Annotated in this window: 1 pseudogene; it reads left to right on the top strand. The window is 39.0% G+C overall.

The features are described 5' to 3' along the window. Positions 1-191 (top strand): annotated as a pseudogene (locus tag PZH32_RS11185) (hypothetical protein); the annotation flags it as partial. Positions 192-713 lie beyond the last annotated feature (522 nt).

Genomic DNA, 713 nt, shown 5'->3' with positions numbered 1-713 from the left:
GGACATTACGTTCTATGCAAATGACACTACTAAATACAGCAAGTGGTTATATTCCTTCCTACACAAGAACAGAATTAACGGATTCTCTGCACAAAACATTCGGCTTTAGAACGGATTATGAATTCATTACAAAAGCCTCCATGCGAACAATCATTAAAGAAACGAAACAGATTAAATCAAAAAAATCATAATATAGCACATATCGTTACGAAATAAAAAACGGCTACAGAGCCCATGTTTACTGGGTTTGTAGCCATTTTTATCTTTCCAACTGTCAAAGATGGGATTTTAGCATGAGAGAAATAAGTTGTAAATTTGTATTTGTTGGGGTGAAAATATCGCGACAGCAGGAAGTGTTTCTGACAGAAGAGCGTCCATATCCACACTTGTTGTTGCATCGCAGTGCAGGACCCGCTTTACCTCAGCCCGTTGACAACTTGTAACAGGAACGTGGAAACACTCGTGCAGAGGCACTCCTGTTTACGTTCCTTAACAAGTTGGGCAAAGTGTCTTCGGAACGTTCCCTGTCAATGCACTGCTCACGCAACAACAAGTGTGGATATTGGGCGTTTCAAGTCAGAAAGCTTTCCTCACACCCGGACATTTTCTCTCAACAATACGAAATTTCAATAAGAAGTAGAAAGCCGGAAGGTTATCGTCTAAGATGAATGATTTGTCAAATAGTAAATACAATATTTACTGTCTAATATTTA

It is taken from the genome of Adlercreutzia equolifaciens, from assembly GCF_029076695.1.
GTDB classification, from domain to species: domain Bacteria; phylum Actinomycetota; class Coriobacteriia; order Coriobacteriales; family Eggerthellaceae; genus Adlercreutzia; species Adlercreutzia equolifaciens_A.
The sequence above is the reverse complement of the archived record's forward strand: the minus strand, read 5'-3'. Positions and strand labels throughout refer to the sequence as shown.